Raw genomic sequence first — 13,838 nt, 5'->3', positions numbered from 1 at the left:
ACGCACGCTCGTGTCACGGTGTGTGAACTCCCGTCCGGCGCAGGTCGAGCATGCCGGGGGCAGTGACATCGATCGCCTGTCGAGCGTGTATCTCGAGCAATCTTGCTACGTCCACCTTCCCCGAGGTGAACCCACCCTCCTCGAACCGACCGTTCCTTCGTGCTTCGGCCTCGACGGAATTGACGGGGGGACCGTCGTAGGACCGCCCACCGGGGTGCACCACGTGGTACGAGCAACCGCCCACCGCGCGTCCGGTCTGCATCTCCACGAGGTCGAAACGCAGCGGACTCTGTACCTCGATCGTCGGGTGCAGCGCGCTCGGCGGCTGCCACGCGCGATATCGCACCCCGGCAACCTGCACGTCCTGACGATCGGTGCGAAGCAACGGCACCGGCACCCCGTTGCACGTCAACAGGTATCGACCCGCGTCGGCACCGGCCACCTGAACCTGGATCCGCTCCACCGAGGAGTCCACGTACCGTGCCGTTCCCGAGGACGTCGACTCCTCACCGAGGGTGTTCCAGGGCTCGATCGCCCCTCTCAGTTCGATTTCGGCGTCTCCGACCACCGTGGTCCCGATTCGCGGGAACCTGAACTCTGTGAACGGGTCGAGCCAGCTGGTGTCGAAGTCGATCCCGTGATCACGAAGGTCCTCCACGACGCGGCCGATGTCGTTGATGACGAAGTGCGGCAGCATGTACCGACCGTGCAGGTTTGCGCCGTGCCGGATCAGAGGTGCGCGAAGCGGTGTGTCCCAGAACCGGGAAACCATGGATCGCACGAGCAGCGATTGCACCATTGCCATCTGATGGTGCGGCGGCATCTCGAATCCGCGCAGCTCGAGCAGGCCGAGCCTGCCTCGGGTGGAGTCGGGACTGTACAGCTTGTCTATGCAGAACTCGGCACGATGGGTGTTCCCGGTGATGTCGGTGAGCAGGTGACGTAGCGCCCGATCGACCACCCAGGGCGAGGCAGATCGATCCGCACCGGTCAGTCGCTCGATTTCACTGAACGCAACTTCGAGTTCGTAGAGCGACTCTTCGCGACCCTCGTCGGCACGAGGTGCCTGCGACGTCGTTCCGATGAATCGACCCGAGAACAGGTATGACAGCGACGGGTGACGCTGCCAGTGCGTCAGCAGTGACACCAGCAGGTCCGGTCGTCGCAGCACCGGCGAGTCGACGGGAGTGATCCCACCGAGGGTGATGTGGTTGCCGCCGCCGGTGCCCCGAGTGGTGCCGTCGTTGTCGAAGCCCTCGGTACTGAGCCGCGACTTGCGAGCCTCGAGATACAGACGTTCCATGAGCTCGTTCTGTTCGGCCCACGACGACGTCGGTTGAACATTGACCTCGATCACACCGGGATCGGGTGTGACGGTCAGGGTCTGGATACGCGGATCCGAGGGCGGACCGTAGCCTTCGATCACGACCGGCGTATCGATGGTCGAGGCCGCCTGCTCGACTCGAGAGACGAGGTCGACGAAATCGTCCAACCGATCCATCGGCGGCATGAAGACGTGCAGAACGCCGTCGCGCACCTCGGCAACCAGGGCAGTGACGGCGGTACCGCCCACCCCGGACGCTTCGTTCACCAGGTGGGCGTATCGGGATTCGGCCGGGTTCACCGCACGTGGCGGTTGCTGCGTCAGTTGTGGGGTCGGGAGATCCGGGGTCGGCGCGGTGGGGTCGGACGGGTTCTCGACCGGACCACCGTCCCAGGAGATCGCGCGGAGCGGTAACCGTAGTCCGGCGGGAGAATCGCCCTCCAGCAACACGATTCGACCTCTGCGCAACTTCCAGTCCGCGCTCTCCCAACCGGAGCCGTCCTCGGTGCGCGATATCGGCAGCACGAAGGCCGCCGGCTCGTCCGTGCTGGCGTCGAGTCGCTCGAGCAATTTTCTTCTCGCGTCCGCGGAATCCGCACCGGGTTCGAGATCGTCGGAATCGGCCGGCGGATCGCCGTAGGGCTGACGCACCAGATCCAACAGCTTCACGAGTGGGTCCTCGTACGCCGGGCGCGCCTGCGAGGCAGGCAGACCCAGGCCCTCGACGAGTCGGTCGATCAGGTCCTGCGACGCAGAGTTGTCCACTGGATCCGGACGCAGATCGTCTGCCACCCACGGATCTGCGATCAGATCGGCGTCGTGCCACAGGGCCTGGCCGTCGGTGCGCCAGAACAGTCCCACCTGCCACCGCGGCAGCGGCTCGCCGGGGTACCACTTACCCTGACTGCGCTGCACCAATCCGTCCGGTGCATAGATGGTCCGAAGACGTTCGGCCAGCACACTGGCCAGCTTCCGCTTGTGGGGGCCATCGGCCGTGGTGTTCCATTCCGGGGCTTCCTGGTTCTCGATGGCAACGAACGTCGGCTCACCACCGACGGTCAACCGGATGTCCTGATCGTGCATCCGCTCGTCGATCTTGCCGGCCGTGACCTTGATCGATTCCCACTGATCGGCCGTGTACGGCAACGTCGTTCGAGGATCCTCGTGAACGCGGACCACAGTGTTCGAGAAATCGAGTTCGGCTTTGCACTTGCTGGTCGCACCGGAGATCGCCGCCGCCGTGGACGGGTGTGGCGTCGCAGACAGCGGGATGTGCCCTTCGCCTGCGAACAGACCCGACGTCGGATCCATCCCCACCCAGCCTGCCCCGGGCAGATATACCTCGGTCCATGCGTGCAGATCGGTGAAGTCCTCGACAGGGCCGGACGGACCGTCCAACGACTTCACGTCCGACGACAGCTGAACGAGGTAGCCGGAGACGAAGCGCGCGGCAAGTCCCATCTGTCGCAGCACCGACACCAGCAGCCACGCCGAGTCGCGGCACGACCCCACAGCGGACGTCAGCGTGAGATCGGGCGTCTGCACCCCGGGCTCCATCCGCACGGAGTATCCGACGTCGCGCATGACGGCCTGGTTCGCCATGACGAGAAAGTCGATGGTGCGCAACGATTCTCCGCGCTCGACGACGGCTGCCTGCAGCTTCTCCACCCACGTCGAGACCACCGGGCCGGGGCCCGAGCCGGCCTTGCCCTCGTCCACCGGACGTAGGTACGGCTCGAGGTCGGGAAGATCGTGCTCTTCGTACGCGAATCCGAAATGCTCGGCCCATTCTTCGACGAAGAAGTCCAGTGGGTTGATCGACGCCATGTCTGCGACGAGTCCGACCGTGATCGACAGATGGTCGGTGCGCTCGGGAAACACCACTCGAGCCAGAAAGTTGCCGAAGACGTCCTGCTGCCAGTTGACGAAGTGTTCGGCGGGTTCGATTTTCAGCGAGTACGCCTCGATCGGTGTGCGCGAGTGTGGTGCGGGGCGCAACCGAATTTCGTGCGGGAAGATCTTGACTGTGCGGTCGAACTGGTAGCTGGTTCGGTGTTCGAGTGCAACCTTGATGCCCACGGCGAGCCCCTCGTGATAGTCCCGGTATGGGTGGAACACACAACCCTAGTGGGGCAGGGCCGGGTGCGCTCGACAACAATTCGCGACCGAAGGGCGCGGGCCGGAACATTTCCGACCCCGCGGCCGTCCAAACGTCGACTCCTTGACACACCGAATTGTCTACGGTTCGCTCAGCTTCGAAAATGCGGACGAATCGTCGACGTACTACGCCAGACATGAAGGGTAAAACGTGAGTGAAAACCCGCCCAGTGGACCGCAATACGGTGGCGACCCCAACCCGGACCAGCCGGACCTGAACAAACCGCCCACGCAACCCGGTGGCTATCCCCCTCCCGGTCAATACCCACCGCCGGGAGGCGCACCGGGTGGCTATCCCCCTCCCGGCGGCTACCCCCAACAAGGCGGCGCACCGGGTGGCTATCCCCCTCCCGGCGGCTACCCCCAACCAGGCGGCGCACCGGGTGGCTACCCTCCTCCCGGCGGTTACCCACCCCAGGGCGGCGCGCCGGGCGGATACCCTCCACCTCCGGGCAATTACCCGCCACCTCCCGGCAACTACCCACCGCCTCCAGGCAACTACGGGAATTACGGCAACCAGAACTACGGCCAGGCACCGATGGCACCCAATCCCGGTCGCCTCGAGGTCGGTGCAGCGCTGAGCTACGGCTTCGACAAGTTCAAGGCCAACGTCGGACCATGGCTGGGAATCACCGCAATCGTGTGGGCCGTCGGCGTGGCCGTGTTCCTTTTCACATTCGCGTCGACCCTCACTGCCGCGATCGCGGCCGCCGACCGAGGTGAAACCGCGGCGGTCGCCACGACGTCCGGCGTGTTCATCGTGGTCACGGCCATCGGGACCTTCGTGTCGTACTTCGTCAACGCAGCATTCGTACGTGGAGCGTTGGACGAAACCGGCGGCCCCGTGAAGCCGGCGTTCGGACGTTTCTTCCAGCTCACGAACATCCCCCAGATTGCAGTGCTGGCGTTGATCTGGACGGTGGTCACTGTCGTACTGTCGTTCATCCCGTTCCTGGGAACCCTGCTCACCATCGTGTTCGGCTTCCTCCTGTCCTTTTCGCTGACATTTCTGCTCGATCGAAACGAGCAGGCAATCACCGCGATCAAGTCCAGCTTCGACCTCACCGTGAAGAATTTCGGACCACTCGTGTTGCTCCTGCTCGCACTGGCCGCAATCAACATCGTCGGCGGATTGCTGTGTGGCCTGGGTCTTCTGGTGACCATTCCCGTCTCGGTGATCGCCATCAACTACGCATACCGAGTCCTCACCGGCGGACCGTTGTCCGCAGCGCGCTGACGACACCGCTCCACAGAGACGAATGTCCCCGTAACGCTCGGCGTTACGGGGACATTTGCGTTCGTAGGCGAACTCTTATGCGTCGACCGCGGTCTCGGGTGACGTCGGAGCCTGTTCCTTCTTCTCCGGCTTGAAGTCGACGCCGGACTCCTTGCGCTGCTGCGGCGTGATGGGTGCCGGAGCATCGGTCAGAGGGTCGATGCCGCCGCCCGACTTCGGGAAGGCGATCACTTCACGGATCGAATCGACCCCGGCGAGCAGCGCAGTGATGCGGTCCCAGCCGAAGGCGATTCCGCCGTGGGGAGGAGCGCCGTAGCTGAAGGCATCGAGCAGGAAGCCGAACTTTTCCTGCGCCTCTTCCTTGCCGATGCCCATGATCGCGAAGACTCGTTCCTGAATGTCCTTGCGGTGGATACGAATACTGCCGCCGCCGATTTCGTTGCCGTTGCAGACGATGTCGTAGGCGTACGCGAGTGCGGATCCGGGGTCGGTGTCGAATGTGTCCATCGACTCCGGCTTCGGCGAGGTGAACGCATGGTGCACCGCCGTCCATGCACCGGAGCCGACGGCTACGTCGCCGCTGGCGGTGGCGTCGGACGTCGGCTCGAACAGCGGAGCGTCGACGACCCAGACGAATGCCCACGCCTTGGGGTCGATGAGGTCGAGCTTGCGGGCGATCTCGCCGCGCACCGCGCCGAGCAGTCCGCGCGAGGCCTTGACCGGTCCTGCGGAGAAGAAGATCGCGTCACCGTTGTTCGCGCCGACATGAGCGGCCAGGCCGTCGCGCTCGGCGTCGGTCAGGTTCTTGGCGACCGGACCGCCGAGGGTGCCGTCCTCGCCGACGAGAACGTACGCGAGTCCCTTGTGTCCGCGCTGTTTGGCGAACTCCTGCCAGCGGTCGAGCTGCTTGCGGGGCTGTGATGCGCCGCCCGGCATGACCACCGCACCGACGTACGGAGCCTGGAAGACGCGGAAGGTCGTCTCCGAGAAGAAGTCCGTGCACTCGACCAGTTCGATGTCGAATCGAAGATCGGGCTTGTCGGAGCCGTAGCGGCGCATTGCCTCGGCGTAGGTGATCCGCGGAATCGGCGCGGTGAAGTAGTGCCCGACGAGCTTCCACAGCGACGCGAGGATTTCCTCGGCCAACAGGATGACGTCGTCCTGGGTGACGAAGCTCATCTCGACGTCGAGCTGAGTGAACTCGGGCTGACGATCGGCGCGGAAATCCTCGTCTCGATAGCAGCGGGCGATCTGGTAGTAACGCTCGATACCACCGACCATCAGCAGCTGCTTGAAGAGCTGCGGGCTCTGTGGCAGTGCATAGAAGCTTCCCGGCTGCAGACGCGCAGGAACGAGGAAGTCGCGTGCACCCTCGGGGGTGGATCGCGTCAGCGTCGGCGTTTCGACCTCGACGAACTCGTGGTGCGCGAGCACCGACCGGGCCGCAGCGTTGACGTGCGAACGCAGCCGAATGGCATGTCCCGGTCCTTCACGACGCAGGTCGAGGTAGCGGTACTTGAGTCGCGCTTCTTCGCCGGGCTGATCGTCGAGCTGGAACGGCAGCGGCGCGGCCTCGGACAAGACCTCGATCTCGGAGGCCTCGACCTCGATCGCGCCGGTGGGGATCTCGTAGTTGGCGTTGCCCTCGGGACGACTCTCGACCTTGCCGGTCACCTTCACCACGTACTCGGCGCGCAGTCGGTGTGCCTGTTCGAGCGCAGCACCATCACGGAAGACGACCTGGGACACACCGGATGCGTCACGCAGATCGATGAAGATGACGCCGCCGTGATCTCGTCGACGGGCCACCCATCCCGTCAGCGTCACGGTTCGGTCGACGTGCTCGGGGCGTAATGAGCCGGCGAGGTGGGTGCGCAGCACGGGTGTCCTTTCGAGAAAAATCCGCTGATCGTGTTGTTCGATCCTCGATCCTACGGAGCACATCGCCGCAGAAGGAAACGAGATCCTGTCCGGGCATGCGAAGCTAAGGCCGACAGTGGCGGTATCGGTTCGCATCACGGATGCGCGCTCGGCGGAGGGGAACTCCAGGATGACGTTCAGAGAAGGCTCGCAATCGGAACCGGGCCGGGTTTCCGTCGGCGGTAGCGGGGGCGGCGGTGGACGCGGCAAGTTGGCCATCGGCGGCGGCGCGGGCGGCTTGGTGGTCATCGTCCTGGCCCTGTTGTTCGGCGGCGATCCCGGTGCGATTCTCAACCAGATCAGTGGCGGGGACAGTTCGGCCGGCCAGAACGACTCCGGGTCGTCCGGAACGCTGGATTGCAACGTCGCACAGGCGAACAGCAACGTCGACTGCCGAATCGACTTCACGGTGGCGAGCCTGGACACGGTCTGGGAAGCACAACTGCAGAATCAAACCGGTGTCGCCTACGTGCGGCCCGCGGTGAATTTGTTCTCCGGTGCCACGAACACCGGGTGCGGCAACGCGACCAGTGCCGTCGGGCCGTTCTATTGCCCGGCCGATTCCACCGCATATTTCGACACGAGCTTCTTTCAGGTTCTCGTCGATCAATTCGGCTCGAGCGGTGGGCCGCTCGCGCAGGAGTACGTCGTAGCGCACGAGATCGGCCATCACATCCAGAACCAGCTGGGCGATATCGGGCGCGCGCAGGCCGATCCGCAGGGACCCGAGTCCGGTGGCGTCAAGGTGGAGTTGCAGGCCGACTGCTACGCGGGAATCTGGGCGCACTACGCAGCCGAGACTGTCGACCCGGACACCGGTGTCCCGTTTCTCGAACCGCTGACCTCCACCGACATCGACGACGCTTTATCTGCCGCGTCGTCGGTGGGCGACGACCGTATCCAGCAGGCGTCGACCGGCCGGGTCAACCCCGAGGGGTGGACGCACGGCTCGTCCGCGCAACGACAGGCCTGGTTCACCGCGGGATACGAGTCCGGACAGGTCTCGGCCTGCGATACGTTCTCGGCGCGCGACCTGAACAACCCCTGATCGCACTGCTCAGAACAGCGTGAGCGCCGGCCCCGAGGTTGCCAGCGCATGGGGCTCGGCCGGCTCGTTCGCGGGCAGCGAGCGAGTCTGCTCGGACGCGAAACCGTAGGTGTCGAGCAGCGGATCGATTCTCGCTTTCAGCCACTGCTTGTACTCGGTCGGCACGTACGCCCCGTGCCCGTAGAGCTGACGGTATCTGCGTACCAACGCCGGATGCTCCTTCACCAACCAGCTCATGTACCAGTCCTTGGTACTCGACCGAAGATGCATCGGTAACGCCGTCACCGTCGTCGCGCCGGCGTCCGCGAGCGCCGCAATCAGACCTTCGAGTTGTTTCGCTCCGTCGGTGAGGAACGGAATGACCGGTGCCACGAGCACACCGCAGTCGAGTCCCGCCTCCCGCACGGCGCGGATGAGCTCCAATCGCGCTCTCGGACTCGGTGTTCCGGGTTCGAGCTGTTTCTGCAGGTCCGCATCGTGGATTGCCAGACTGATGCTCACGTGTACGTCGACCTGCTGAGCGGCCAGGGTCAGCAAGGGCAGGTCGCGGCGCAGCAGCGTGCCCTTGGTCAGGATCGAGAACGGGGTACCCGACTCCGTCAACGCTCGAATGATGCCGGGCATCAACCTGTATCGGCCCTCGGCGCGCTGATAGGGATCGGTATTGGTCCCGAGCGCGACCGGCTCACGCTTCCACGAGCGACGCGCAAGCTCTTTGCGTAGGACGGCCGCTACGTTCGTCTTGACGACGATCTGCGAGTCGAAATCGTTGCCGGAATCGAGGTCCAGGTATTCGTGTGTCGGCCGGGCGAAGCAGTAGCGACAGGCGTGCGAACATCCCCGCATGGGATTGACGGTCCACGAGAACGGCACCTGCGATTCACCCGGAACCTCGTTCAGGGCACTCTTGCACAGGACTTCGTGAAAGGTGATGCCCTCGAACTCCGGGGTCTGCACGCTGCGGACGAGCCCGGATCGTTCCAGTCCCGGGAGCGCGCCGTCGTCCGCGGCATCGAGAGTCTGACCGGCCCATCGCATGGACACAGTCGAACATTTGTTCTATGCGGTGTCAAGGTCGATGCAGCTCCCCCGCATCCCCACTCGGGTCCGGCAGCCGGCAACCGATAGCGTAGGACCCGAAGTCGATCCTAGGAGTGCATCGCACGTGACCGCCCCGAACACACCGACCCTCGAACCCATTCTGCGCCTTGGCCTCACATTGGGACCGGCAATCGAGATCGGTTCGGTGCCCGAAGGCGAACGAGTGGTGACCACTGTCCTCGGCGGCGCCGCACCCGGCCCCGATATCGAGGGCACCTTGGCTGCTCGATCGACCGTCGTGAGCGTCACCCGATCGGACGGGTGTACCGAGTTCAGCAGTGATCTCGTACTCGAACTGACGACCGGCGGTTATCTGTCGCTCGACTATCGCGGGGTTCAGTTCGGACCGGCCGAGGTCATCGACGCACTGAACGATCCCGACCAGGAAGTGGATCCGGCGACCTACTACTTCCGTGGCACCTTGCGAGTGTCGACGGCTGTTCCGAAATTCACGTACCTCAACCGTGCCCTCGTCGTCACCTCCGGCTCACGATCGGCCGAAGCCGTGGTCCTCGACGCGTTCCTGGTGACCTGAGAACGACCGCTCACCCGAGTAGCTGTGCGACTTCGCGGTCGGTCAGCGTGGCATGCGGGGTGCGTCCCTTGCTCCGAACGAGTTCGATCGCCCGGTAGAGGGGTCTCTCGTCGAGTCCGGCGTCACGCGCCTCGGCGCGAAGTTGGTCCACCAGGACCGACGCGATTGCCGCCGCAGGAACGAGTGCGGTGGTCCACAGGGAATCGGCGAGGGTACGCAACGCCAGTATCGGCAGTTCGCGCCCACCGCCCTTGGTGTAGAGCGCCAGTGGGAGGACTATGCGAGTGCGACCGTCGTAGAGTCGCAACGAGATCTGATCGATTCCGGCCGTGCGAATCGTCAGCTCCGCCGTCATCACTTCCGGCATCTGCAGTCGGCGCGTGCGCACGCCACGTGCGCACAGTTGCGGACCGTCGAGCCACACCTGCCGCCGCAGACCCAGCCAGCCGGACAGCGCGGCCGGTCCACCGACGACCATTCCGACGAGAACTGCCACCCACGACGGAACGAGCAGAGCCAGGACCACCGCAACCGCGATCCCGATCACCAGCGAGCCGACCATGATCTTGCGTAAGCGTGGCGCGAGAAACTCCGCCGAGACCAGGTCGAGGGCTACCGGCCCCGCCGATGGCCGAGAGTCATCGGCCAAGGTGCGCTCCGAGGACATCGACCACGTCGGCCAATGCAACCGTCTCCTGCTCGCCGTTCGAGAGATCTTTGACCACAACCGATTCCGCCGATAGCTCCTGCTCACCCAACACGAGCGCGTAGCGGGCCCCCGACCGATCGGCCGCTTTCATCGCCCCTTTGATGCCGCGATTTCCGTAGGCCATGTCCACGGCAATTCCACGCTCACGCAGCTGCGCTGCGATATCGACGATGGACAGTTTGGCTGCGGAACCCATCGGGATGCCGAACACCTGGCACCGAGAGGTGCTCCCCGCCGTCTTCCCCTCCGCAGCCAGGGCGAGGACAGTGCGGTCGACGCCGAGCCCGAATCCGATACCCGACAGCGCCTGTCCGCCCAGCTGCTCCATCAGACCGTCGTAGCGACCGCCACCGCCGATGCCGGATTGCGCTCCGAGACCGTCGTGTACGAACTCGAACGTGGTCTTGGTGTAGTAGTCCAGCCCGCGCACCATGCGCGGGTTCACCAGATACGGAACGTTCATCACATCGAGATAGGCCAGCACCTCGTCGAAGTGCGCCTTCGCCGAGTCGGACAGGTGATCGAGCATCAACGGTGCATCGGCGGTCATCTCGCGTACCTCGGGCCGCTTGTCGTCGAGAACCCGCAGCGGGTTGATCTCGGCCCGTCGACGCGTGTCCTCATCGAGAGGAAGGGCGAACAGGAACTGCTGCAACAACTCTCGATACTGCGGGCGGCACGTGTCGTCGCCCAGCGAGGTGATCTCCAGACGAAATCCGGTGAGTCCGAGAGCTCGGAAGCCGGCGTCGGCCACGGCGATGACCTCGGCGTCCAATGCCGGGTCGTCGATTCCGATCGCTTCGACACCGACCTGCTGCAATTGCCGATACCGCCCTGCCTGCGGGCGCTCGTAACGGAAGAACGGTCCGGCGTAGGCCAACTTCACCGGGAGTGCGCCTCGATCCAAGCCATGCTCGATCACTGCCCGCATGACCCCTGCGGTGCCCTCGGGACGCAACGTCACCGACCGATCTCCGCGATCGGCGAACGTGTACATCTCCTTGCTCACCACATCGGTCGACTCCCCGACCCCGCGGGCGAACAGCCCGGTGTCCTCGAAGATCGGCAGCTCGATGTGTCCGTAGCCGGCGGTGCGGGCTGCCTCGAGCAGCCCCTCTCGCACGGCAACGAACTCGGCCGAGTTGGGGGGAAAGTAGTCGGGAATGCCCTTGGGCGCAGAAAAGGTGGTCGGCTTGCTCACGCTCACAGCTTCCCTTGCTCGGGGTCGCCGAGTCCAACGAGGAATGGATTGGACGCCCGTTCCTGACCGATCGAACTCTGGCCGCCGTGTCCGGGCAGTACCACGGTGTCGTCGCCGAGCGGCAGCAACCGGCTCGCGATGGACCGCAGGAGCTGGTCGTGGTCACCGCCGGGTAGATCCGTCCGACCGATCGACCCCGCGAAGAGGGTGTCTCCGGTCAGCGCCAACGGAACCGCACCGTCCGGACCGTCGGCCCTAGCGAGAAACACCACCGAACCCTGGGTGTGCCCGGGAGTGTGGACCACCGTGAACTCGATTCCGGCGAGTTCCAAGACGTCGCCGTCGGCGATGTCCACCACCGTCTCCGGTTCGCGGAACTCGATGTCACCCAGCACTGCAGCCAACGCCGGCCCCGTCCCCTTGACCGGGTCCGAGAGCATGTACCGATCCTCGGGTGCGATGTGAGCAGCGATGCCGTACTTTGCGCAGATCGGCTCGGCCGACCACGTGTGATCGAGATGGCCGTGCGTGAGCAGTACTGCGGTGGGGGTGAGCGAGGACCGCGTCAGAAAGTCGATCAGCGGATCCGCGGCGTCCTGGCCGGGATCGACGACGACGCACTCGGACGCGTCGTCCTGGGCCAGGATGTAACAATTCGTCTGAAACATGCCTGCGGGAAATCCGGTGACGAGCAAACCAATCGCTCCTAAAGGCTGAGGCCGAAGTACCGAACAAGCTTAGTGGGGCTGTTCCGATCGGGTCCCCCCAGCATGCTCTCAGGCAGTGATGGCACACTCGCGTTGGCCGATTTTCGGCCTGTCACCACACGATCGGTCCGTGTACTGAGCGGGCGAGGTCGATTTCGGACAAGCGGGAGGAACACGAATTGCCCAGCAACGAGCAACGGCGCGAGGCTGCCAAACGAAAGCTCGAACGCCAACTCGTACGCCGCGCGGAGCGAGCACGGCGTCGTAAGCAATTGACGATCGCAGGTTCCATTCTCGGTGTCGTCGCAGTCGTGGCCGTCGTGTCGGTCGTGTACGTGGTGACCCGCGGTGACGACGATGCGACCACCGCTCAGGAATCGACGACGTCGGCACCCGCCGACTCCCTCATCGCAGCAGGGCGCTCGGAGCCCTTGCCCGAGACGGTGAACTGCTCCTACCCCGCGGCGGCACAGCCTGCGGCGAAGGCGAACACTCCCCCGCGCACCGACAACGTCCCCACCAGCGACGAGCCGTTGAGCTACAGCATGACCACGACTCAGGGCAACATCGGCTTGAGTCTGAACAACCCCGAATCGCCGTGCACGGTGAACAGTTTCGTCTCGCTTGCCAACCAGGGCTACTTCGACGGCACCACCTGTCACCGTCTGACCACGGGCGCCGGCCTTCAGGTGTTGCAGTGCGGCGATCCCACGGGTACCGGAAGCGGTGGACCGGGGTACCAGTTCGCCGACGAATTCCCCACCGACACCTTCGCCGAAGGCGATCCAGCCGCGCAGACACCGATCGCGTACCCGCGCGGCACGCTGGCCATGGCCAATGCGGGGCCGGGCACCAACGGCAGCCAGTTCTTCCTCGTCTACGGAGACTCCGAACTGCCTCCGGCCTACACCGCGTTCGGCACGATCGACGAGACCGGCCTCGCCACCCTCGACGCGATCGCAGCCAAGGGCGTGCAAGGTGGCGCATCCGACGGGGCACCCGCCGAGCCCGTCGACATCACCACCATGTTGAGCGACCTGTGAACCGCACCTCCGTCCTCCTGATCGGGATCTCCGCTACCGCGCTGGTACTGGCCGGCTGCTCGAGTTCGGCCGAGCCCGCGGCCCAGCCCGCAGGAACCTCGTCGACGACGGCTTCGACTCCGGCGGCAACGACGACGCAGCGGCCCGCACTGGACCTGTCTCGTTTCGGCGCACTGCCGGCCGTGCCGCAGCCGGCGACCGACACGGTGTCCTGCTCGTATCCGGCGCAAACGCCGGCCGCGAAGGAGGTGAATCCGCCGCCCGTCGACAATGTCGACGTGTTCGGCACCGTCGACGTTGCCCTGACCACCAGCCAGGGCCCGATCGATATCACGCTGGACCGAACGCAAGCACCGTGCACGGTGAACAGCGTCGTCAGCCTCGCCCAGCAGGGATACTTCGACGGTTCCCCCTGCCACCGGTTGACGACGTCGCCGGGTCTGGAAGTACTCCAGTGCGGCGATCCCTCCGGATCCGGTCGCGGCGGACCCGGCTACAGCTTCGCCAACGAGTACCCCACGACGGCATACACGGCTGATCCCGACCAGGCGGAGAATCCGGTGGTGTACCCACGGGGGACGCTCGCGATGGCCAATGCCGGTCCCGATACCAATGGCAGCCAGTTCTTCCTGGTGTACGCCGATTCCGTGCTGCCGCCGCAGTACACGGTGTTCGGCACCATCTCCGAGAGCGGACTGGAGACCCTCGACGCCATCGCGGCGGGAGGGGTCACCGGAGGCTCGGAGGACGGTGCGCCGGCCAACCCGGTGATCCTGGAATCGGCGACCGCCTAGATCGCGATTCGAACGACGAGAGGGTGAGCAGAGATACTCTGCTCACCCTCTCGTCGTTGTCG

Annotated in this window: 11 protein-coding genes; 5 read left to right on the top strand and 6 right to left on the bottom strand. The window is 65.0% G+C overall.

The genetic code is table 11. From position 1 onward, the window contains the following. Window positions 1–13: 13 nt before the first annotated feature. Complete coding sequence (locus ACFI9K_RS13500) at window positions 14–3,403, bottom strand: transglutaminase family protein (protein WP_462663956.1); 3,390 nt, start codon at window positions 3,401–3,403, stop codon at window positions 14–16. A 229-nt stretch (window positions 3,404–3,632) separates the two neighbouring features. Between ACFI9K_RS13500 and ACFI9K_RS13495 the strand changes: the two genes are divergently transcribed. Next, the gene (locus tag ACFI9K_RS13495) at window positions 3,633–4,718 is read left to right on the top strand and encodes a hypothetical protein (protein ID WP_462663955.1); all 1,086 of its coding nucleotides are present in this window, start codon (window positions 3,633–3,635) and stop codon (window positions 4,716–4,718) included. A 75-nt stretch (window positions 4,719–4,793) separates the two neighbouring features. Here ACFI9K_RS13495 and aspS read toward each other — a convergent pair whose 3' ends face one another. Next, window positions 4,794–6,599 carry an aspartate--tRNA ligase gene (gene aspS, locus ACFI9K_RS13490; protein WP_462663954.1) on the bottom strand — a complete coding sequence of 602 codons (1,806 nt, stop codon included), beginning with the start codon at window positions 6,597–6,599 and terminating at the stop codon, window positions 4,794–4,796. A gap of 169 nt (window positions 6,600–6,768) precedes the next feature. Between aspS and ypfJ the strand changes: the two genes are divergently transcribed. After that, window positions 6,769–7,686, top strand: a complete 918-nt coding sequence (ypfJ, locus tag ACFI9K_RS13485; RefSeq protein WP_462663953.1) for a KPN_02809 family neutral zinc metallopeptidase — start codon at window positions 6,769–6,771, stop codon at window positions 7,684–7,686. 9 nt (window positions 7,687–7,695) lie between these two features. Here the strand turns inward: ypfJ and ACFI9K_RS13480 are convergent, their stop codons facing one another. Further along, window positions 7,696–8,724: an Rv2578c family radical SAM protein gene (locus tag ACFI9K_RS13480; RefSeq protein WP_462664068.1), complete on the bottom strand. Its 1,029-nt coding sequence runs from the start codon at window positions 8,722–8,724 to the stop codon at window positions 7,696–7,698. A gap of 127 nt (window positions 8,725–8,851) precedes the next feature. Between ACFI9K_RS13480 and ACFI9K_RS13475 the strand changes: the two genes are divergently transcribed. Next, window positions 8,852–9,322 (top strand): DUF3237 domain-containing protein, encoded by a 471-nt coding sequence (locus ACFI9K_RS13475; protein ID WP_222094889.1) that lies wholly within the window; start codon window positions 8,852–8,854, stop codon window positions 9,320–9,322. 10 nt (window positions 9,323–9,332) lie between these two features. Here the strand turns inward: ACFI9K_RS13475 and ACFI9K_RS13470 are convergent, their stop codons facing one another. The 3 genes from ACFI9K_RS13470 to ACFI9K_RS13460 are packed head-to-tail and all read right to left on the bottom strand — an operon-like array spanning window position 9,333 to window position 11,927. Continuing rightward, the gene (locus tag ACFI9K_RS13470; RefSeq protein ID WP_462663952.1) at window positions 9,333–9,989 is read right to left on the bottom strand and encodes a hypothetical protein; all 657 of its coding nucleotides are present in this window, start codon (window positions 9,987–9,989) and stop codon (window positions 9,333–9,335) included. Further along, a complete protein-coding gene (gene hisS, locus ACFI9K_RS13465) occupies window positions 9,961–11,232 on the bottom strand; it encodes a histidine--tRNA ligase (protein ID WP_462663951.1) in 1,272 nt (423 codons plus the stop codon). The genes ACFI9K_RS13470 and hisS overlap by 29 nt, the downstream gene beginning before the upstream one ends. 2 nt (window positions 11,233–11,234) lie before the next feature. After that, window positions 11,235–11,927, bottom strand: coding sequence for an MBL fold metallo-hydrolase (locus ACFI9K_RS13460; RefSeq protein ID WP_462663950.1), 693 nt, complete (start codon window positions 11,925–11,927; stop codon window positions 11,235–11,237). 191 nt (window positions 11,928–12,118) lie between these two features. Between ACFI9K_RS13460 and ACFI9K_RS13455 the strand changes: the two genes are divergently transcribed. Both ACFI9K_RS13455 and ACFI9K_RS13450 read left to right on the top strand, forming a co-directional pair. Continuing rightward, on the top strand, window positions 12,119–12,982 hold the full coding sequence (locus ACFI9K_RS13455) for a peptidylprolyl isomerase (RefSeq protein ID WP_462663949.1): 864 nt from the start codon (window positions 12,119–12,121) through the stop codon (window positions 12,980–12,982). Then, the gene (locus ACFI9K_RS13450; RefSeq protein ID WP_462663948.1) at window positions 12,979–13,776 is read left to right on the top strand and encodes a peptidylprolyl isomerase; all 798 of its coding nucleotides are present in this window, start codon (window positions 12,979–12,981) and stop codon (window positions 13,774–13,776) included. Before ACFI9K_RS13455 ends, ACFI9K_RS13450 begins: the two co-directional genes overlap by 4 nt. Window positions 13,777–13,838: the final 62 nt, after the last annotated feature.

It is taken from the genome of Rhodococcus sp. PSi06 (assembly GCF_054960675.1).
Note: the sequence above shows the minus strand (reverse complement) of the source record. Positions and strands in the feature narration are given on the sequence as shown.

Bases quoted from the DNA above. Each gene is read 5' to 3' on its own strand.
- ypfJ (WP_462663953.1), top strand. From the start codon at position 6,769: ATGACGTTCAGAGAAGGCTCGCAATCGGAACCGGGCCGGGTTTCCGTC.
- ACFI9K_RS13480 (WP_462664068.1), bottom strand. From the start codon at position 8,724: ATGCGATGGGCCGGTCAGACTCTCGATGCCGCGGACGACGGCGCGCTC.
- ACFI9K_RS13470 (WP_462663952.1), bottom strand. From the start codon at position 9,989: ATGTCCTCGGAGCGCACCTTGGCCGATGACTCTCGGCCATCGGCGGGG.